The following is an 18,806-nucleotide window of genomic DNA, read 5'->3' on the forward strand; positions in this document are numbered from 1 at the left end:
CGGAGGCGTGTCGACGTCGGCGGCGAACGCGCTGGCTGCGGCGCTACGGAAACGCTAGTCGACGCCGCCCGCGCTGGGTAGTGGGTCGTTCACCCGGTGGTGCGTGGCGGAAAGGCGCAGAACTCGTTGCCCTCCGGGTCGGCCAGCACCCACCAGCCAACCTCGCGGTCGGGTTCGCGGACCAGCCGGGCGCCGGCCGCGAGCAGCGGCGCCGGCTCCGCCCCCGCCAGCCGCGGATCCAGGTGTACGCGTGTCTCGCCGACCCGAGGCTCGGGCACCTGGTTCACCCAGATCGACTCGGCGTCCGATCGCGCGGAGCGGGGGTCGACGCGGGTGTCGTCGCCGCCCGCGTCGGCGAGCTGGCGGGCTGCAAGATCCGCGCAGTTTCGGTGATGTTGCTGCCTCCAGCGGCCCCGAAGCAGCAGTTTCCGGGATGTTGTGCGGATCTTGCGGCGCGTTGGCCCGGGAGAGTGCGTGGTCAGCGCTGTTTGGCGTAACCGATGAATGCCTTCCAGGCATTCGGGGTGACACGCAGGGTCCCGCCGTCGCGGTCCTTGGTGTCGCGCACCAGCACGACGTACGGCAGGTTGTCGGCGACCTCGACGCAGGCACCGCCGTTGCCGCCGGACCGGGTCGACTTGCGCCAGCGTGGAGTCAGGGCATCCATGACTTCGTCACTTCCTTGATCAGCTCGATTGACTGCCGGCGGGGGAGGGCCTCGTTGCGAACGATCTCCCACGTCTTCGCCAGCTTAGCGACGTCGGTCGACGTGTCGACGATCTGCGCGGTGAGCTGGTTGTCGGCGTAGGTCACCCGTTCGCCGTCCGGCATCTCGGCGATGATGAACTGGCCACCCATCCCCAGGTACATCCCCGCGTCCACCGGGACGACGTGCACCTGGATGTGCTCCTGGGCCGCCAACTCCACCAGGTGCTCGCACTGTTCGAGCATGAGGCCCGGCTGGTCGAGCACCGGCCGGCGCAACACCGCTTCGTCCAGCACGGTGATGAGCTGCGGCGGGCGCGGGCGTCGCAGGATCGCCTGCCGCTCCAGCCGTGACGCGACGATGCGGTCGACGTCCTCGGCGTCGAACCGGCCGCCGGCCAACGTGGCGCGGGCGTACCGCTCGGTCTGGAGCAGGCCCGGCACGTACGCCAACTCGAACCAGCGCAGCGTGGTCGCCTCCCGCTCGAACTCGATCCATTCGCGCAGCCAGGCCGGTTCGGCGTCGAGCCGGCCCAACCGCTCCAGCATCCGCTGGAAGCGCTCGCCGGTCCGGTGGTGGTTGTCGACCGCTCGCATGTACTCCTTCGTGGGCGGTCGCCCGCCCGTCTCGACGGAGCTGACGTGCGAGCCCGAGTAGCCGATGGCTCGGCCGAAGTCGTCCTGGCTGAGCCCTGTCTCCGCCCGGAGTAGCCGCAGTTCCTCCAGCACGTAGTCGGTGACGGTCCCCATCAATTCCCCAATCTCTGCCCAACCCGCATCGGCGTGTCGGTCCCGACCGCTCGCCTGAGTCCATGAGCTGCGCGGATGGCGCGAGCGCGTATCGAAGGTAGTCGAGTCATCGCAGACTGTCACCAATGGCGGGTTCGCTGGTGGCCGCAACGGCGGTGGCGGGCTCTGCCCCCGGGGGTCGCTCCCGTTCCCCCCTTGCGGGAGCGGCCCCTTCCCCATGCGCGAGGAGGCCGATGTGCTGAGCCCGACAGACCACCACGACGAGACACGGTGGTGGTGATGGTGGTTCGTCCGCCCACCCCGCATGTCGCCATGCGTCCGCTGTGGCGGTGCCGCAATTGCGGCCGGGAGTGGCCCTGCCAACCGGCCAAGCTCACCCTGTTGACGGAGTACCGGACCGACCGGACGGGTCTGCTGATCTACCTCGGCACCCTGATGAACGAGGCGACCCACCAGCTCACCCAACTCCACCCGGACCACCCGCCGACACGGATGACCGAACGCTTCCTCTCCTGGGCGCGAGCCCGGGGCTGACGCTTGTCGGTCGGGGCGGGGTGCTCGTCTTGCCCGTTGCGGGCAGGTTTCGCGGCGCGGGGAGTGGGGCAGTGTAGCCGCACGGAGCATCCGGGCCTGGTCATTTCCGCAGCTCATCGGCCCGGAAAGGTCTCGCCGTGCGCCGGGGCACGGATGCCCCTCCCCGGTTTCTCGCCGAAGAGAGGGGGAGAGCGATGACGGACCCCGAAACGGCTCGACACCGGCGTCGGCCGGCTGCCCGGCTTGGCGCCGCGGCCGCCGCGCTGGCGCTGGTCGCGCCGCTGGCCGCGTGCGGCGCCGACGACGGTGGCGGCGGTACGCCGACGATCAACCTGTACTACCCGCCGGAGCAGAACCTGCAGAAGGTGGTCGACGACTGCAACGCGCAGGCCCAGGGACGATACAAGATCGTTTACCGGGTGCTGCCCCGTCAGGCCGACGACCAGCGGGTGCAGATGGTGCGCCGGCTGGCCGCCGAGGACAGCGGGATGGACGTGCTCGGCCTGGACGTCACCTGGACCCAGGAGTTCGCCAGCGCCGACTGGATCCGCGAGTGGACCGGCCAGGAGAAGTCCGACGTCGAGCAGGGCACCCTTGCCGGGCCGCTGGACACTGCCCGCTACGAGGACAAGCTCTACGCCGCGCCGAAGAACACCAACGTCCAACTGCTCTGGTACCGCAAGGACCTGGTGCCGCAGCCGCCGACCACCTGGGACCAGATGATCACGGCCGCCCAGCAGCTCAAGGACCAGGGCAAGCCGTACCAGGTGCTCACCATGGGCGCCCAGTACGAGGGCCTGGTCGTCCTCTACAACACCCTGGCCGAGAGCGCCGGCGGAAAGGTCCTCTCCGACGACGGCAAGAAGGCCGTGATGGACGACGGCACGGTCCGGGCGCTGGAGCAGTTGCAGCGGTTCGCCACGTCGGGCGTGACCTCGCCGTCGTTCAGCAACGCCACCGAGGACCCGGTCCGGCTGGAGTTCCAGTCCGGCTCGGGCGCGTTCCAGGTGAACTGGCCGTTCGTCTATCCGGCGTTGCAGGAGGCCAACCCGGAGCTGGCCAAGCAGGTCGGCTGGGCGCGGGTGCCCGGCATCGACGAGAACACCCCCAGCAAGGTCACCATCGGCGGCGTGAACCTGGCGGTCAGCTCCTACTCCCGGCACCCGGAGCAGTCGTTCGAGGCGGCCCGGTGTCTGCGCAGCCCGGAGCACCAGAAGTTCTCCGCCATCAACGACGGCGTGCCACCGACCATCGAGGCGGTCTTCGACGAGCCGGAGATGACCGAGGCGTACCCCATGAAGGACACCATCCTCGAAGAGCTGAAGGAACCGGCGACCCGTCCGCTGACCCCGGCCTACCAGAGCATCTCGACCGTCATGTCGGCGATCCTGTCGCCGCCGTCGGCGATCCGTCCGCAACAGACGGCCGATGAGCTGCGCGGCGCCATCGCCGACGCCCTCCAGTCCAAGGGGGTCCTGCCGTGAGTGTCAACGCCACGCCGGCCGGCGCGCAGGTGAGCGCCGAGGCGGAACGGGCCACCACCGTCCCCACCCAGCGGGGCGGTCGTCGCCGGCCGCCGTTGAGTGAGAACAAGAAGGCCGAACGGCGACTCGGTTGGCTGCTCTGCGCGCCCGCCGCGCTGGTGATGGTCGCGGTGACCGCGTACCCGATCATCTACTCGGTCTGGCTGTCGTTGCAGCGCTACGACCTGCGCTTTCCCGACCAGCGTGAGTTCATCGGGCTGGAGAACTACGTCACCGTGCTCACCAACGAGTTCTGGTGGACGGCGTTCGGGGTGACCACGCTGATCACGGTGGTCACCGTGGCCGTCGAGCTGGTGCTCGGCATGGGGCTGGCGCTGATCATGCACCGTACGCTTGTCGGGCGCGGCCTGGTGCGGACCTCGGCGCTCATCCCGTACGGGATCGTCACGGTGGTCGCCGCGTTCTCCTGGCGGTACGCCTGGACGCCCGGCACCGGCTACCTGGCGGACGTGTTCAGCGACGGTGCGCCGCTCACCGAGCGGGCCAGCTCGCTGGCGATCATCATGCTGGCGGAGATCTGGAAGACCACGCCGTTCATGGCGCTGCTGCTGATGGCGGGGCTGGCGCTGGTCCCGGAGGACCTGCTCAAGGCCGCCTCCACCGACGGGGCGACCGCCTGGCAGAAGTTCACCAAGGTGATGCTGCCGGTGATGAAGCCGGCGATCCTGGTCGCGCTGCTGTTCCGCACCCTGGACGCGTTCCGGGTCTTCGACAACATCTTCGTGTTGACGGCCGGCGGCAACGAGACCTCGTCGGTGTCGATGCTCGCCTACAACAACCTGATCCGGGGTCTCAACCTCGGCATCGGCTCGACGATGTCGGTGCTCATCTTCATCACCGTGGCGATCATCGCGTTCGTCTTCGTGAAGCTGTTCGGCACCGCTGCCCCCGGCAGCGACGACGGGGAGAGGCGCTGACATGGCTGTCGAAACCACCACCCGGGCGAAGGTGCGCTGGGGTCTGCTCGACGTCCTCGTGGTCGTCTTCGCGATGGTCCCGGTGCTGTGGATCGCCTCGCTGTCGTTCAAGACGCCGGCCACCCTCACCGACGGGAACTTCATCCCCCGGGAGTGGACGCTGGACAACTACCGGACGATCTTCGACACCGACCAGTTCGTCCGCGCGCTGATCAACTCCATCGGCATCGCCCTGATCGCCACGCTCATCGCGGTGGTGCTCGGCGCGATGGCCGCGTACGCGATCAGCCGGCTGGACTTCCCCGGCAAGGGGTTGCTGGTCGGGGTCTCCCTGCTGATCGCGATGTTCCCGCAGGTGTCCCTCGTGTCGCCCCTGTTCGAGATCGAGCGTCAGCTCAAGATCTTCGACACCTGGCCGGGACTGATCCTGCCGTACATCACCTTCGCGCTGCCGCTGGCGATCTACACGCTGTCGGCGTTCTTCAAGCAGATCCCCTGGGACCTGGAGAAGGCGGCGAAGATGGACGGCGCCACCCAGGCACAGGCGTTCCGGCGGGTGATCGCGCCACTGGCCGCGCCCGGCCTGTTCACCACGGCGATCCTGGTCTTCATCTTCTGCTGGAACGACTTCCTGTTCGCCATCTCGCTGACCTCCACCGAGCGGTCCCGCACGGTGCCGGCCGCGCTGTCGTTCTTCACCGGCGCGTCGCAGTTCGAGGACCCCACCGGGGCGATCTGCGCCGCCGCCGTGGTGATCACCGTACCGATCATCCTGTTCGTCCTCTTCTTCCAGCGCCGCATCGTGTCCGGCCTGACCTCCGGCGCAGTCAAGGGATAGGTGAGTAGTCATGGCTGACATCGTGCTCGACAAGGTGAGCAAGAGTTTCCCGGACGGGACCGTCGCCGTGCAGGACGTCGACCTGGAGATCGCCGATGGCGAGTTCGTGATCCTGGTCGGCCCCTCGGGCTGCGGCAAGTCCACCACCCTCAACATGATCGCCGGGCTGGAGGACATCAGCTCCGGCGAGCTGCGCATCGGCGGCCAGCGGGTCAACGACAAGGCCCCCCGGGACCGGGACATCGCGATGGTGTTCCAGTCCTACGCGCTGTATCCGAACATGACGGTGCGGGAGAACATGGCGTTCCCGCTGCGGCTGGCCAAGCTGGACCGGGAGACCATCAACGCCAAGGTCGACGAGGCGGCCAAGGTGCTGGAGCTGGTGCCGCTGCTGGACCGCAAGCCGGCCAACCTCTCCGGTGGGCAGCGTCAGCGGGTGGCGATGGGCCGGGCGATCGTCCGCCAGCCCAAGGCGTTCCTGATGGACGAGCCGCTGTCCAACCTGGACGCGAAGCTGCGCGTGCAGATGCGCACGGTGGTGTCCCGGTTGCAGAAGCAGCTCGGCACCACGACCGTCTACGTCACCCACGACCAGACCGAGGCGATGACCCTCGGCGACCGGGTGGTCATCATGCGGGGTGGCGCGATCCAGCAGGTCGGGCCTCCGCAGGAGCTGTACGACCACCCCCGCAACCTCTTCGTGGCCGGCTTCATCGGCTCCCCGTCGATGAACTTCCTGCACGCCGCCGTGCAGGACGGCAGCCTGCACACCGCGCTGGGCGAGGTGCCGCTCGGCGACCGGGTCCGCCGCGAGTTGGAGGCGGCCGACGCGCCCCGCGAGCTGATCCTCGGCGTACGCCCCGAGCACTTCGAGGACGCCGAGCTGGTCGACGAGGACACCCGTCGCCGGGGTCTGGAGTTCGAGGCGCCCGTGGAGATCGTCGAGTCGATGGGCTCGGACAAGTACGTCTACTTCACGGTGGAGGGGGAGCGGGCCAGCGCCGCCGAGTTGGAGGAGCTGGCCGCCGACGCGGGCGGGGGCGACTTCGCCGGCACCGGTGGCAACCTGGTCACCCGGTTGTCGGCCGAGTCTCCGGTCGCGGAGGGACAGTCCCGCCGCGTCTGGTTCAACCTGGAGAAGATCCACCTGTTCGACCCGACCAACGGCCGCAACCTCACTCTGCACGAGGGCAGGTCGGCCGGCGCGCTCGCCGACTGACGGCCCGACCCCGCCGCCAGTCCCGCCGATCTTGCAGTCTCCGTTGTCGACCTGGGTCGAATGTCCCCTGTGCCGCGACAGGAACTGCAGGATCGGCGGGGGCAGGGTGCGCTGCGGTCGGCGGGTGGGCGTGGCAAGGTGGTCGAAGGTCGCATCGTGAGGCGGGGGGCGGGATGGACCGACGACTGGCCGCGCTGGCCAAGGCGTACGGCGTGTCCACCTGGTACGAGGACTGGCGGCACCGTCGAGTCGAGGTCGCACCAGAGAGCGTCGTGGGCGTGCTCGGCCTGCTCGGCGTGGACGCCACCAGCCCAGCCGCCGTGGCCGACGCGCTCGCCGCCGCCCGCGCGGTCGATTCGACCGCGTTGCCGGCGACGGTGGTGCTGACCCAGGGCACAACCCGGGCGCTGCCCGGCCCGGGCGTGGTGACCCTGGAGGACGGCGGCCGCCGCGACGTCGACGGCGAGTTGCCGGAGGACCTGCCGCTGGGCTGGCACCGGTTGGGCTGCGCCGGCCGCGAGACGACGCTCGTGGTGGTGCCCCGTCGGCTGCCCGTGCCGCCGCGCACCTGGGGTTGGATGCTCCAGCTCTACGCGCTCACCTCGGAACGCTCCTGGGGCATGGGCGACCTCGGCGACCTGGCCGAGTTCACCGGCTGGGCCGGTGCCACGGGCGCGGGGCTGGTGCTGCTCAACCCGCTGCACGCGGTGGGACCCGCGCACCCGGTGGCCGCCTCACCGTACTCACCCGCCAGTCGGCGCTTCGTCAACCCGCTCTACCTGCGCGTCAGTGACACCGCCGCGTACGCCGCGGCAGACCCGGCGACCCGGGCGGTGGTGGACGCGCTGCGCCCTGACCGCGGCGACCTGATCGACTACGACGAGGTGTGGAGCGCCAAGCGGCACGCCCTGGAGCTGCTGCACCCGTACGCCCAGCCGGTCGACCTGGCCGCGGACCCGGCGCTGGCCAGCTTCGCCACCTGGTGCGCGCTGGCGGAGCGGCACGGCAACGACTGGCGTGCCTGGCCGGCGGAGCTGCACCACCCGGACGCCCCGGCGGTCGCCGAGCAGCGTCGGCAGCTCGCCGACCGGGTGGCCTTCCACGCCTGGCTGCAACACCTGTGCGACGAGCAGCTCGACGCCGTCACCGCGGCGGCCCGGGCGGCCGGGATGCCGGTCGGCGTGGTGCACGACCTGGCCGTCGGCATCGACCCGGGCGGCGCGGACGGCTGGCAGCTCGCCGATGTCCTGGCCCAGGGGGTGCGGGTCGGCGCCCCACCGGACGACTTCAACCAGCTCGGCCAGGACTGGGGCCTCGCCGCATGGCGGCCGGACCGGCTCGCCGAGACCGGGTACGCGGCGTACCGGGACATGCTGCGGCGGACCCTGCGGCACGCGGGCGGCCTACGGGTCGACCACGTCGCAGGGCTGTGGCGGCTGTGGTGGGTGCCGCCGGGCGCCAGCGCCGCCGAGGGCACCTACGTCCGATACGACGCCGAGGCGATGCTCGGCATCCTCGCGCTGGAGGCCCACCGGGCCGGCGCGGTGGTGGTCGGCGAGGATCTCGGCACGGTCCAACCCGCCGTGACCCGGGGTCTGCGGGGGCGCAACATGCTCGGCTCGACCGTGCTGTGGTTCGCCCGGGACGACGACGGCACCTTCGTCCCGCCGGCCCGCTGGCCGCGTAACGCGCTGGCCAGCATCTCCACCCACGACCTGCCCACCGCGCCGGGCTTCCTGACCGGGGAGCACGTCCGTGTCCGCGACGAGTTGAAGTTGCTCGGCACCGACGTGGCGGTCGAGCGCGCCCGGGCCGCCGCCGACCGCGAGCGGCTGCTGGCGATGCTGCGCGACGAGGCGCTGCTGCCCGAGCCGGCCGACCCGGGGTCGACGCCCGGCGGCGAGCCGGGCCCACCCGACGACGACGTGGTGGTGGCAATGCACGCGGCGCTCGCGGCCAGCCCCACCCGACTGCTCGGCGTCTCCCTCTACGACGTGCTGGGTGAGGTGCGCCAGCCCAACATGCCGGGCACGGTCGACGAGTATCCGAACTGGCGGCTGCCGCTGCCGGCGACCGTGGCGCAGATCCGCGCCGACCCGAGGGTGACGCGGGTCGTCGACCTCCTCACCGCCGCGCGTCCCCGATCGACCGCCCCGCGCCGGTCCGAGACGAGCAGCCCTCAGGCCGACCAGTCGTAGCGGGCGGGCAGCCCGAGGAAGTCGGCGTACCGCCCCAGGGCCTGCTCCACCCGGGCTCGCTCGCCGGCGTCCAGCGTCGTCAGCGGCCGGATCGCCACGGTGACGGCGGCCCGGCCGAGCGTGCGCTTCCAGACGCCCACCACCCGGCCGGCGCGGACCACGGTCGCCTGGAAGATGCCGTTGTTGCCGGGCACCACGGCCGCCTGGTGCGCGGGGTCGAGCATCAGCGTGCGGTCCCGGTAGCCGAGCAGGTACTCGTCGAAGCCGGGCAGCGCCAGCACGTCGGCCTGCGGCGCGCGCGCACCGGCCAACGCCGTGTCACACAGCGCCGCGTCCACGTGCATCGGCTCGCCGTCGACGAGCACCGTGCTCAGCAGTTCGCCGGCGGCTGCCAGGCCGCGCCGCGCGTCGGTCAGGGTGAGGCCGCTCCAACCGGCGAACTCGCGGGCGGTGACCGGCCCGTGCCCGCGGACGTAGCGGTGGGCGAGCAGGGCCAACGCCTCGTCCCGATCCAGGTGGCGTTGCTCCGGCGCCCACTCGTCGAGCAGGGCGAAGGTCTGATCTGTGCCGACGTTCGGCGCCACGCAGGTCACCCCGCGCACACTCGCGTACCAGAGCAGGTGGTAGCCGCGCTGGCCGTCCGTCGACAGGCCCGCCGCGCGAAGGGCCGCCAGGCACTCCGCCCGCGTGAGCCGGCGCCCGCCGACCAGCGCGGCGCCGAGCACGTCCAGCGCCCGGTCCGCGTCGGCCTCGGTGAGCCCGAGTTGCGTTCGACGGGTCGCGGCGCCGGCCAGCGAGCGGACGCCGGTCAGCTCCAGCATCCAGCGGGTGTCGGCGGGAGGAACGAGGTGCACGGTGCCCCGCATCGGCCAGGTGCGCAGAGCTTCGCGGCGCTCCAGCGCCGCCTGCACGTCGGACCTGGTCCACCCCGGCAACCGGGCGCCCAGCGACCACAGCCCGCTCGCCAGATCCTGCGCCTGCATCGCGCCGAACCACTCGACCACCTCGGCCACCGCGCCGGGCCGGATGCTCGGGTGCGGTCGCAGCAGGAGGCTCGTCATCCGCAGACCGAGCGCCTCGGACGCGGTGAGTTCCGTGGTCATCGGACTCCCTTTCCCGGAGGTGGCTGCGTCAGGGTAGGGCACCCGGCCGACAGTGCCTCGTGTGCATAACCACCTGAGCAGCGGGAAGGCGGCCCCCCGGAAGTACGCGAGCCGCGCGTACGGAGGGGAGTCTCATGACTGCCGCAAGCGAGCCGGCCCGGGGTGCCGGCGTACCGGCCGGGTCTCGGAGCCACCGGGGGGAAGCCAACGCGAAGACCAGTGCGGCCGCCACCTTCGCTCTGGTGTTCGGCGTCGCCGGCCTGTTCAGCGTGTTGACCGCCATCCTCGCGTGGCTGGGGCTGGTGCTCGGCATCATCGGAATCATCCTCGGCATCGTCGGGCTCAAGATGGCGCAACGACCCGGGGTGACCGGCCGCGGGGTGTCGATCGGCGGTCTGGTGCTGAGCATCCTGGCGGTGCTGATCGGCCTCGGCCTCGCCGCGGGCATCACCACCTTCGTCAACAACGAGAACGCGGTGGACCGCCTCCAGACGCAGGTCAACAAGCTGCGCGACAAGCTCGACTGACGCGGGCCGCCCCGACGGGGAGCACGTTCGACGACGCGGGGCGGGTCGCGACCCGGGCCCCAGTAGGGTGGGCGACGTGCTCCGCCAGGTCAACGCCATCCGCTACGTCACGCCGCTGCGCGAGGGTGGCTCGCTGCCGGGCGTCGTGGAGGCCGACGACCTCGGCACGTACGTGGCGAAGTTCTCCGGCGCCGGGCAGGGGCCCAAGGCGCTCATCGCCGAGGTGATCTGCGGTGAGCTGGCCCGCCGGCTGGAGTTGCGGGTGCCGCCGCTGGTGGTGCTCGACATCGACCCGGTGATCGGGCGGGCCGAGCCCGACCAGGAGGTGCAGGAGCTGCTGCGCAACAGCGGCGGCGCCAACCTGGGGATGGACTTCCTCCCGGGAGCGCTCGGCTTCGACCCGGTCGCACACCCGGTCGATGCCGTGCTGGCGTCCCGGGTGCTCTGGTTCGACGCGTACGTGGAGAACGTCGACCGGAGCTGGCGCAACCCGAACCTGCTGGTCTGGCACCGGGAGCTGTGGCTCATCGACCACGGCGCCGCGCTGTACTTCCACCACAACTGGCCGCGCGCCGACGCCGCCGTGCACCGGGCCTACCGCGCGGACGATCACGTGCTGGAGCCGTACGCGTCGCGGCTGGCCGAGGCCGACGCGGAGCTGGCGCCCCGGGTCACCCCGGAGCTGCTGCGGGAGGTGCTGGCGCTGGTGCCGGCCCAGTGGCTGACCGCCGCCGACTTCGACTCGGCCGACGCGGCGCGGGAGGCGTACGTGGCGCACCTGTCGCGGCGGGTCGCCCGCCCGACGGACTGGCTACCGGCGGGGAGCGTGGCGTGAGGCATCCCTTCGAGTACGCCCTCATCCGGCTGGTGCCCCGCATCGAGCGCGGCGAGCAGATCAACGTCGGGGTGCTGCTCTACTGCCAGCAGCGCGACTTCCTGGCCGCGCGGACGCACCTGGACGCCGACCGGGTCCGCGCGCTGGCATCCGACGTCGATCTGCCGGCCGTGGCCGCGGTGCTCGACTCCCTGGACCGGACCTGCTCCGGTGACGGGCCGGCGACCCGGATGCGGCTCGGTGAGCGGTTCCACTGGCTGGCCGCGCCCCGCAGCACGATGATCCAGGCGGGCCCGGTGCACACCGGTCTCACCGCTGACCCGGCCGGCGAGTTGGACCGGCTGATGGCGGCGCTGGTCCACTGAGCGCACCGGCCGGGAGGTTCGGGAAGAGCCCCTGATCGCGCTGCGCCAGCGTCGTTGCCAGCGGAGCGCGATCCCCCGTTCAGGCGCCCGGTGCCATCCGGCGGCAGGATCGCGCCGGCACCGATGGCATCAGGATGGCCGCCCGCGCGGGCGGCCGGGCCGCAACGACCGGGAACTTGCGGAAAACTTGAGCCCGGACGACCGGAAGGCCGCTGTCGGCGTCGTTTGTCACCGCACCTGGGGGGTAGTCGCGGGAGCTGACCCGAGACGAGAAGGGGACAATCTGATGGCTGCCCAGACCAAGGTAGCGGTGATCTATTACAGCGCCACCGGCATCACGTACCAGATGGCGCAGGCCACGTGCGAGGCCGCCGGGGAGGCCGGCGCCGACGTGCGCCTGCGCAAGGTGCGGGAGCTGGCGCCGGACGAGGCGATCCGCTCCAACTCCGGCTGGCAGGCGCACCACCTGGAGACCCAGGACGTGCCCGAGGCGATGATCGACGACCTGGCCTGGGCCGACGTGGCGATCTTCGGATCCCCCACCCGGTACGGCATGATCGCCGCCCAGCTGAAGCAGTTCATCGACACCACCGGTCCGCTGTGGGCGCAGGGCGCGTTGGCCAACAAGGTCTACGCGGGCTTCACCTCGACGGCGACCTCGCACGGAGGGCAGGAGACCACCCTGACCTCGCTCTTCAACGTCTTCTACCACTGGGGTGGTGTCGTGGTGCCCCCCGGCTACACCGACTCCAGCCAGTTCATCGCCGGCAACCCGTACGGCGCCTCGCACACCAGCAACAACGGGGAGATCGCCCCGGACGCGGTGGCGCTGGGCGCCTGCGCCCTCACCGCCCGCCGGGCGGTGCAGATCGGCGCCGCGCTCAAGCAGGGCATGGGCGGCTGACAGATGGTGCGACCGGTGGCGCGGGCGGGGGCTCTCGGCCCGCTCGCACCACCGGTCGCACCAGCCCTACCCCACGGGGGCGGTGGCTATGCCGAGCGGACGCGGCCGGTCGGCTACGCCTGGTGGGCCGGGCCGGTCGGCGATGCCTGCCGGGCCGGGCGTGGCGCCGGCAACAGATCGGCCAGCAACTCGGTCAGCACGGTCAGCCCGTCCGGGCTGAGCACCGACTCCGGGTGGAACTGCACCCCGGCGAAACCCTGCCCGCGCAGGGCGTGCACGGACCCGTCGCGCGCGTCCCGGGCCAGCTCCACCGTCCCGTACGCGGTGTGCAGCCGGTCCGCCTCGGCCCGCGCGGTGAACGAGGAGTAGAAGCCGACCCGGCGGGCCCGGCCGAACAGGGCGACCTCCCGTTGCAACCCCTGATAGGGCGCGTCGCGGCGGTGCAGGGGCAGCCCCAGCAACCCGGCCAGCACCTGGTGCCCCAGGCAGACCGCGAGGGTGGGCCGGCCGGTCGCCAGCAGCCCGTCCAGCAGCTTGCGCAACGCGGCCATCTTCGGGTCGTCCGAGCTGCCCGGGTCGCCCGGCCCGGGCCCGGCCACCACCAGGTCGTACTCGTCGACCGGGCCACCTGCGTGCCACGGCCGCAGGGTGACCGCGAGACCCAACGCGCCCAGTTGGTGCGCCAACATGCCGGTGAAGGTGTCCTCGGCGTCCACGATCAGTGCCCGCAGACCGACCAACCCGGGCAGCCCCGGCGCGTCCGGCGCCCGCTGGTCCAGCCAGAACCGGGCCAGCGGCGTGTTCCGCGCGGCGAGCGCGTCGCGTACCGCCGGGTCGTCGGCCAGCCGCACGACCGGCCCGCGGTCGCCGGCGGGCGCCGCCGGGCCGAGACCGAGCGCGGCCAGCACTCCGGCGGCCTTGGCGTGCGTCTCGGCCACCTCGCCGGCCGCCGTGGAATGCCGGACCAGGGTCGCGCCGACCGGCACCCGCAGCCGGCCGGTGGGGGAGATCTCGGCGGTACGGATCAGGATCGGCGCGTCCAGCGTCTGGCGACCGGCGTCGTCGTGACCGAGCAGGGCCAGCACGCCCGCGTAGTAGCCCCGGCCCCGGCGCTCGTGCCGGGCGATCACCCGGCAGGCGTTCTCCATCGGGCTGCCCGTCACGGTGGGCGCGAACATCGTCTCCCGCAGCACCTCCCGCACGTCGCGGGTGCCCCGCCCGGCGAGCAGGTACTCGGTGTGCGCCAGGTGGGACATCTCCTTGAGGTACGGGCCGATGACCTGGCCGCCGTGCTCGGCGACGGTCGCCATCATCTTCAGCTCCTCGTCGAGCACCATGTAGAGCTCCTCGACCTCCTTCGGGTCGGCGAGGAACCGCAGCAGCGCTTCCCGGTCCGGGGCGTCGCCGCCGGGCCGGAAGGTGCCGCTGATCGGGTTCATCATCACGAGCCCGTCGTCGACGCTGACGTGTCGTTCCGGGCTGGCGCCGACCAGGGTCCGGGTGTCGGTGTGCACCACGAACGTCCAGTAGGCGCCGCGCTCGGCGACCAGCAGCCGGCGCAGCGCGGCCAGCGCCGCCACCAGCGGGGCGCCCTGCACGCTGGCGTGCAGGGTGCGGTGGATGACGAAGTTCGCGCCCTCGCCGCGGCCGATCTCCTCGGTGAGCACCCGCTGCACGATCCGCGCGTACTCCTCGTCGCTGACGTCGAACGCGGCGTCGCGGGTGCGGACCGGCTGGTCGGGCAGCGCGGCCAGGGCCTCGGCCAGGGGGATCCGCCGGTGCTCGCGGACCTGGAGGCACTCCAGCGGGGCGTCGTCGTCGACGCAGGCGAAGCCACGCTCGGCGATCTGCCGGAACGGCACCAGGGCCAGCGTCCGCGCCCCGGGCGCACCCGGCGACAGCGGGATGTCCGCCAGGCGGTCGACGGTGGCGACGACGCCGGTGAACAGTTCCAGCTCGTCGGCGCCCTCGCGGCGCAACAGCGCGAACGGGCCGGGGTCGTCGCCACGGGAGATGGCGGCGAGCAGGTCGGTCAGGTGGGTCAGGCTGGTCATCGTGGTCTCCGTGGGCCGGGCGCCGCCAGCGGTGGCGGCCATCCGGGCCGGGAGATCCGGCGGCCGCCTCGTGGCGGCCGCGTGGATGGAGCTACGCGCGGGGGGTGGCCGCCGGGTCGGCGGGCCACCAGGAGGTTGGGTGCGCGAGCATGCGGTCCACCTTACGCGGCCGCGGGCCGGCTCGGGACCCCTTCGGGCGTACCGGTGTGCCCGGCCGGACCTCCGTTCCCGCGCGGCCGGCACCGGGTAACTTGACCGGCGATGAACATTCTCGCGCTCGACCTGGGCACCTCCTCCGTACGGGGGCTGGTGCTGGACGGGGAGACCCAGCCGCTGCCCGGCGCCCTGGCCCGGCGGAAGGTCAACCTCGCCCTCGGTGACGACGGCACCGGCACGCTCTCCGGCCCCGACTACCTCGCCTGTCTCATCGAGTGCCTGGACGAGCTGGCCGAGGCGGGGCACCTGCACGACGTCGACCTGGTGGCGACCTCCGCGCAGTGGCACTCGGTGCTTCCGCTGGACCGCGACGGCACTCCGCTGGGCCCGGTCGTCACCTGGTTGGACACCCGGCCCGCGCCGGTCGGCGACACGTCCGGCCCGGCCGACCCGGACGCCTTCCACCAGCGCACCGGCTGCTGGTGGCACCGCTCCTACTGGTCGGTGCGCCTGCCCTGGCTGCGGGAACAGTCCGGCACGCCGATCGCCCGGTTCGTCGGCCTGCCGGAATACGTGCTGGGCGAGCTGCTGCAGGCGGCGCCCATGTCGGTCTCCCAGGCCTCCGGCACCGGCCTGCTCGATCTGAGCAGCCTGCGCTGGGATGAGGAGGCGTTGACGCTGGCCGGTGCGCGACCGCGCGACCTGCCGACCCTGGGTGAGCTGGACTGGCACGGCCGGCTCCGGCCCGACCGCGCCCGCCGCTGGCCGCAGCTGGCCGAGGCCCGGTGGGCGCCGCCGGTGGGTGACGGCGGGGCGTCGAACGTCGGCTCGGGCTGCGCCGACCCGAGCCGGGCCGCGGTCACGGTGGGCACCTCCGCGGCCGTACGCCTGATGCAGCGGATCCCGGCCGGAGAGCCGCTACCACGACTGCCCGAACGACTCTGGCGCTACCGGGTCGACCACGACCACGTGGTGACCGGGGCGGCGTACTCCAGCGGTGGCAACCTGTTCGCCTGGGCGAACAGGGAGCTGCGACTGCCCCACGGGGATGAGCTGGACGCGGCGCTGGCGTTGGTGCCGGCGGGCGGCGGCCGGCCGACCGACCCCCGTTTCGGGGGCGACCGGCCGCCCGGGTTGGCGCCGGCCGGCTCGGGCGAGCTGCGCGGCCTGAGCTTCAGCACCACGGCGGTGGACATCCTGGCCGGGTTGATGCAGGGGCTGTGCGAGCTGGTCGCCGACGATCTCGCGGTGCTGGAGTCCACGGTCGACAAACCGGTCGGGGTGGTGCTGGGTGGCGGCGCGGTGGCCGCCTCGGTGTGGTGGCGGCAGGCGTTCGCCGCCGCGCTCGCGCCGCGACCGGTGTCGCACCAACGCAACCCGGAGATCGGTGCCACCGGCGCCGCGTTGGTCGCGCTGGGCCGCTTTGGTGCGGCGGCCGAGCTCGCCGACATCGGCCAGACGGATGAGCTGGTCTTACCGACCACGACAGGACGATCCCACCCGCAGTATCCTTCCTGAACTTTCGCCCTGCCCGGGCCGTTGACAGCGCTACCGAGCCTGGTTGGATGGACTGCGCTCCCCGGGTCGCGGTGGACGCGGCAGGAGGAGGCAGGGTGGCGGGAGGTCCCGATCCGGCGACCGGCGGGGTGTCGAACCACCGCCGGCGACGCTTCGACGTCCGCGTCGTTCCGCATCGACGCCGCTCGCCGTTCCGGCTGCGGGACTGGCGGATGAGCACCAAGCTGGCCACCGTGCTGGTGGTGCCGTCGGTGGCGTTCCTGGTGCTCGCGGGCGTGCAGACCAGCGCCCTGGTCGGACGGACGACCGCGCTGAACGACTTCTCCCGGCAGGTCGGCATCGGCCGGCAGATCACCGCAGTGGTGCACCAGCTCCAACAGGAGCGGGACCGTTCGGCGGGTGAGCTGGGCGAGCTGCGCCGCGGTGGCGACCGGCAGGCCGCCGCCACCGCGCTGCGACCGTTGCAGGCGGCCTCCGACCGGGCGATGGCCGACCTGAGCCGGGCGGCCGGGCCGCTGGCCGATGCCGACGCGTCCTGGCGGGTGGCCTTCTCCGAGGCGCAGGAGGCGTACGACCAGGTGATCGACATCCGGCCGGCGATCCCGCCGGCGGTGCTCAGCAACGACACCATCCTGAGCAACTACCACCGGGCCGTGGGTGCGCTGCTGGACCTGCTCGCCGAGCCGACGCCGGGTCAGGACCGGGCGGCGCTGAGCGACTCGGTGCTGCGCTACGTGCAGCTGGCCCGGGTCAAGGAGCTCTCCTCCCGCGTCCGCGCCCAGCTCTACGCCGCCGCCCGCGCCGGCCGGTACGGCACGGAGGACCGGGTGGTCCTCACCGACCTGCGCGCCCAGCAGTTGACCGCCCTCGGCGCGTTCCGGGTGGCCGCCACCACGGATCAGATCCGCCGGTACGACGAGACCTCGGTGAACCCGCTGTTCCTGGTCGCCACCCAGCTGGAGGAGCGCAGCCTGCCGGCCGGGAACGCCGCGCCCGAGGTGCTGCCGTCGGAGCAGTGGTGGTCGGCCAGCCAACAGCGCCAGGAGTTGCTGCGCCAGGTCGAGGCGGGGGTGCTGGACGACGCGGTGCGCCAGGCCGACGACGCCAGCAGCGGCCAGTTGCGGGCCACCCTGCTGGTGGTCGGCGGTGTCGTCGCCGTGCTGCTGGTCGCCCTGCTGATCTCACTGCTGGTGGGGCGGTCGGTCGCCCGGTCGATGCGGCTGCTGCGCAGCCAGGCGCTGCGCATCGCGCAGGTCGAGCTGCCGGACGCGCTGGATCGGCTGCGGACCGTCACCGGCGGGGTGCCGAGCATCGACGTCGCGCCGGCTGTGGTCCGTTCGCTCGACGAGATCGGTGAGCTGGCGGAGGCGTTCGTCGCGGTGCACCGCAGCGCCGTGACCGTCGCCGTCGAGCAGGCGCTGATGCGTCGCAACGTCAATGCGATGTTCGTCAACCTGGCCCGCCGCAGCCAGGTGCTGGTGGAGCGCCAACTGGAGCTGCTCGACGACCTGGAGCGCGAGGAGAGCGACCCGGACCAGCTCGGCAACCTGTTCAAACTCGACCACCTGGCCGCCCGGATGCGCCGTAACGACGAGAGCCTGCTGGTGCTCGCCGGTACGGACTCCACCCGTCGGTGGAACCGTCCGGTGGGTCTCGGCACCGTGCTGCTGGCCGCCGCCGCCGAGATCGAGCAGTACCAGCGGGTCCGGCTGGATTCGGTGGGCGAGGTCAACGTGGTGGGGCACGCGGTCGGGGAACTGGTGCACATGCTGGCCGAGCTGCTGGAGAACGCGACCGCGTTCTCCCGTCCGGACACGGTCGTGCTGGTGACCGCCCGGGTCGAGGCGTCGGGCGCGTTGATCGAGATCGTGGACGACGGCCTGGGCATGAGCCCGACCGCGCTGGCCGAGGCGAACGCGGTGCTGGCCAGCCCGCCGGCCGCGGACGTCGCGGCGGTCGAGCGGATGGGCCTGTTCGTGGTCAGCCACCTGGCGAGCCGGCTGGGCGTGCGCGTGCAGCTCGACGCACGCCAGAGCGGCCTGGTCGCGCGGCTGGTGCTGCCGGCCGCCCTGCTGGCTCCGGCCGGTGCGGTGGAGCTGGATCCGCCGGCGCCGGCCCGGATGCTGGCGGCGAGTGCGGCGCGGGGCGCCGCGGCGCAGCGGATGGCGGGGGCGCCCCGGTCGGCTGGTGCCCGTGGGCCGGCCGTCGCGCCGCTGGACCTGCCGGTGGCCGGTCGCCCGCCGGCTGCCACCGTGCCGCGCCAGACCCGCTCCGTGCCGGTACGAGCCGAGGACGTGTTGGCTCCGGCCGCCCCCGATGACGGCGGCGGCTGGTGGTCCCGGCAGGGGCCGACCGGGGCGGCGGCCCCCGGCCCGGCCGCGCCGCCCGCCACTCCGGTGACGGCCGGCACGAACGAGCGGGGCCTGCCGGTACGCGTGCCGATGGCGCAACTCTCCGCGGTCACCCGCCCGGCCCAGCCGGAGTCGGCGCCGGCGCGCGCCGAACTGGACCCGGAGGCGGTCGGCGGCATGCTTTCCCGGCTCTACAGCGGGGTACGGCGTGCCGAGGCCGAGGACACCACCGAGATATCGGTGCCACCCTCGTGGGGGCACGACGAAGGAGGACGACGACAGTGACGA

The 18,806-nt window shown here is 72.6% G+C and carries 17 protein-coding genes; 12 read left to right on the forward strand and 5 right to left on the reverse strand.

The annotated features are described in order from the left end of the window. Nucleotides 1-89 precede the first annotated feature (89 nt). From ACFYPH_RS26505 to ACFYPH_RS26515, 3 genes are read right to left on the reverse strand one after another with little or no spacing between them, the layout of a single operon-like run. Nucleotides 90-515: a VOC family protein gene (locus ACFYPH_RS26505; RefSeq protein WP_387185579.1), complete on the reverse strand. Its 426-nt coding sequence runs from the start codon at nt 513-515 to the stop codon at nt 90-92. After that, nucleotides 479-667 carry a DUF397 domain-containing protein gene (locus tag ACFYPH_RS26510; RefSeq protein WP_387185499.1) on the reverse strand — a complete coding sequence of 63 codons (189 nt, stop codon included), beginning with the start codon at nt 665-667 and terminating at the stop codon, nt 479-481. The genes ACFYPH_RS26505 and ACFYPH_RS26510 overlap by 37 nt, the downstream gene beginning before the upstream one ends. Further along, nucleotides 655-1,455, reverse strand: a complete 801-nt coding sequence (locus tag ACFYPH_RS26515; RefSeq protein WP_387185502.1) for a helix-turn-helix domain-containing protein — start codon at nt 1,453-1,455, stop codon at nt 655-657. The genes ACFYPH_RS26510 and ACFYPH_RS26515 overlap by 13 nt, the downstream gene beginning before the upstream one ends. 279 nt (nt 1,456-1,734) lie before the next feature. Between ACFYPH_RS26515 and ACFYPH_RS26520 the strand changes: the two genes are divergently transcribed. From ACFYPH_RS26520 to malQ, 6 genes are all read left to right on the forward strand, one after another. Continuing rightward, nucleotides 1,735-1,989, forward strand: a complete 255-nt coding sequence (locus tag ACFYPH_RS26520) for a flavin reductase (RefSeq protein ID WP_354860951.1) — start codon at nt 1,735-1,737, stop codon at nt 1,987-1,989. 194 nt (nt 1,990-2,183) lie between these two features. Continuing rightward, on the forward strand, nt 2,184-3,473 hold the full coding sequence (locus ACFYPH_RS26525; protein ID WP_354860952.1) for an ABC transporter substrate-binding protein: 1,290 nt from the start codon (nt 2,184-2,186) through the stop codon (nt 3,471-3,473). After that, nucleotides 3,470-4,450, forward strand: coding sequence for a sugar ABC transporter permease (locus ACFYPH_RS26530; protein WP_354860953.1), 981 nt, complete (start codon nt 3,470-3,472; stop codon nt 4,448-4,450). Before ACFYPH_RS26525 ends, ACFYPH_RS26530 begins: the two co-directional genes overlap by 4 nt. Nucleotide 4,451: 1 nt before the next feature. Continuing rightward, nucleotides 4,452-5,288 (forward strand): carbohydrate ABC transporter permease, encoded by an 837-nt coding sequence (locus ACFYPH_RS26535; protein WP_354860955.1) that lies wholly within the window; start codon nt 4,452-4,454, stop codon nt 5,286-5,288. A 10-nt stretch (nt 5,289-5,298) separates the two neighbouring features. Then, a complete protein-coding gene (locus ACFYPH_RS26540) occupies nt 5,299-6,507 on the forward strand; it encodes a sn-glycerol-3-phosphate ABC transporter ATP-binding protein UgpC (protein ID WP_354860957.1) in 1,209 nt (402 codons plus the stop codon). 173 nt (nt 6,508-6,680) lie between these two features. Continuing rightward, nucleotides 6,681-8,705, forward strand: coding sequence for a 4-alpha-glucanotransferase (gene malQ, locus ACFYPH_RS26545; RefSeq protein ID WP_354860959.1), 2,025 nt, complete (start codon nt 6,681-6,683; stop codon nt 8,703-8,705). On the opposite strand, the gene ACFYPH_RS26550 is transcribed toward malQ, so the two are convergent. Further along, entirely contained in the window at nt 8,687-9,808 is a 1,122-nt protein-coding gene (locus tag ACFYPH_RS26550; protein WP_354860961.1) for a winged helix DNA-binding domain-containing protein, read from the reverse strand. The two genes, malQ and ACFYPH_RS26550, sit on opposite strands and share 19 nt — an antisense overlap. Nucleotides 9,809-9,942: 134 nt before the next feature. Between ACFYPH_RS26550 and ACFYPH_RS26555 the strand changes: the two genes are divergently transcribed. The 4 genes from ACFYPH_RS26555 (at nt 9,943) to wrbA (ending at nt 12,439) form a co-directional block, all read left to right on the forward strand. Beyond that, on the forward strand, nt 9,943-10,335 hold the full coding sequence (locus ACFYPH_RS26555; RefSeq protein ID WP_354860962.1) for a hypothetical protein: 393 nt from the start codon (nt 9,943-9,945) through the stop codon (nt 10,333-10,335). Between the two features lie 76 nt (nt 10,336-10,411). Then, entirely contained in the window at nt 10,412-11,170 is a 759-nt protein-coding gene (locus tag ACFYPH_RS26560; RefSeq protein ID WP_354860964.1) for a HipA family kinase, read from the forward strand. After that, nucleotides 11,167-11,535, forward strand: a complete 369-nt coding sequence (locus ACFYPH_RS26565; RefSeq protein ID WP_354860965.1) for a DUF3037 domain-containing protein — start codon at nt 11,167-11,169, stop codon at nt 11,533-11,535. Before ACFYPH_RS26560 ends, ACFYPH_RS26565 begins: the two co-directional genes overlap by 4 nt. A gap of 286 nt (nt 11,536-11,821) precedes the next feature. Continuing rightward, on the forward strand, nt 11,822-12,439 hold the full coding sequence (wrbA, locus tag ACFYPH_RS26570) for an NAD(P)H:quinone oxidoreductase (protein WP_354860967.1): 618 nt from the start codon (nt 11,822-11,824) through the stop codon (nt 12,437-12,439). 113 nt (nt 12,440-12,552) lie between these two features. On the opposite strand, the gene ACFYPH_RS26575 is transcribed toward wrbA, so the two are convergent. Beyond that, the gene (locus tag ACFYPH_RS26575; protein ID WP_355066822.1) at nt 12,553-14,484 is read right to left on the reverse strand and encodes an anthranilate synthase family protein; all 1,932 of its coding nucleotides are present in this window, start codon (nt 14,482-14,484) and stop codon (nt 12,553-12,555) included. 270 nt (nt 14,485-14,754) lie between these two features. Between ACFYPH_RS26575 and ACFYPH_RS26580 the strand changes: the two genes are divergently transcribed. Both ACFYPH_RS26580 and ACFYPH_RS26585 read left to right on the forward strand, forming a co-directional pair. Beyond that, a complete protein-coding gene (locus ACFYPH_RS26580; protein WP_354863198.1) occupies nt 14,755-16,167 on the forward strand; it encodes an FGGY family carbohydrate kinase in 1,413 nt (470 codons plus the stop codon). Between the two features lie 95 nt (nt 16,168-16,262). Next, nucleotides 16,263-18,803 carry a nitrate- and nitrite sensing domain-containing protein gene (locus ACFYPH_RS26585; RefSeq protein ID WP_363939538.1) on the forward strand — a complete coding sequence of 847 codons (2,541 nt, stop codon included), beginning with the start codon at nt 16,263-16,265 and terminating at the stop codon, nt 18,801-18,803. Nucleotides 18,804-18,806: the final 3 nt, after the last annotated feature.

The organism is Micromonospora sp. NPDC005252 (assembly GCF_042872475.1).
In the GTDB taxonomy this organism is placed as follows: Bacteria; Actinomycetota; Actinomycetes; order Mycobacteriales; family Micromonosporaceae; genus Micromonospora.